Raw genomic sequence first — 527 nt, 5'->3', positions numbered from 1 at the left:
GATTTGGACTTGGAAGAGTTTATCGAGGCGGCAGTCGGCCAATTTGCGCCTATTGAAGCAACGAACTACGACTTTCAAGCTGAAGAAGTCGGTTCGGGTCAGCATGTTTTAGCTGTTGCCGCCAAACAAGACGATGTCGAGCCACGCATTGAAATGTTTGAAAATGCCGGTCTGCCTTTGTCTGCTTTGGACTTGGACTTGCTGGCGCAACGCAATGCCTTTGTCTATTGGATGAATACGCATGCTCCCGAAATGGCAGAGGAAAAAGTTGCCGTGTTCGGTATTCATGCGACTCAAATGTATGCCCTGATTCTGCAAAACGGCCGTATCCTCTACAAACAAGAAACACCGGTCAGTACAGAGCAGCTCAATCAGCTGATTCAGCGTACTTATCAGGTAACGGAAGAAAAAGCCGCTCAAATGATGGCTTCCCAAAACAAGCCTTCCGACTACCAGTCTCAGATTGCCGACCGTTTTAATGTGCAGGTTGCACAAGAAGTTCAGCGTGTACTGCAATTTTACTATAC

The 527-nt window shown here is 47.4% G+C and carries 1 protein-coding gene; it reads left to right on the top strand.

All coding sequences use genetic code 11. The features are described from left to right. Positions 1 to 527, top strand: a 527-nt coding sequence (pilM, locus tag ACTHUR_RS17905; RefSeq protein WP_440400086.1) for a pilus assembly protein PilM, incomplete at both ends; no start/stop codon positions are given.

This window comes from Neisseria sp. P0021.S007, assembly GCF_051956855.1.
Note: the sequence above shows the minus strand (reverse complement) of the source record. Positions and strands in the feature narration are given on the sequence as shown.